Genomic DNA, 599 nt, shown 5'->3' on the forward strand with positions numbered 1-599 from the left:
ATCTCTACCCGTTATCAGGCCACACCTTAGCCTTTGGCTCATTAGCAGAAAATACCAGCCATTTAGCGGCGCGTGCAATCGCGGCTCAACACAGGCGTGGTCTTGCAAGGCGAACAATGGGGAACAGTGCGCTATGCCGACCTGTTATCGAACCCATGCTGCCGAAATCCCAATACAAGATGAGTATGTTCTTCCCTGTGCCGGAAACTGAAAGTGCGCATGTCATCGGTGAAAGCACCATGAAATGGGGAGAGTGGCGAACGATCCCCGGTGCCGGAGAAGATGCGCTCTACATTTTGTGGCGCTGGCAAGACTGCTGTAACTCGGGAGGTTAACTATGAAACCAACACTTTTTACCCGAGTTTTAGCGGGTGTTTTATCAATCACTATGGCGTGCTTGCCCTTACATGGTGTGGCCGCTGATGTGCAGCGCCAATCCGGCTTAAGCGGACAACAAGAAGCTAAGCAATTGCTGCAAAACTGGACGATGCCCGCACTTAACGGCAATACATTGTTGGTGCCGAGTGGCAGTGGTAATGAGTCCATTAACTTGCAAGAGCTATTTCCTGGTATGGATCAGGGCTCATTAGATGTCTTAA

Annotated in this window: 2 protein-coding genes; both read left to right on the plus strand. The window is 50.6% G+C overall.

The window, feature by feature from the left end; genetic code table 11:
- The coding region (locus R7044_RS26580) for a TraU family protein (protein WP_225456159.1) at nt 1-335 on the plus strand (335 nt) is incomplete at its 5' end.
- Between the two features lie 2 nt (nt 336-337).
- Nucleotides 338-599 (plus strand): hypothetical protein (locus tag R7044_RS26585; protein WP_225456160.1); only part of this gene is annotated, 262 nt, incomplete at its 3' end.

Source organism: Vibrio sp. 1402, assembly GCF_033340275.1.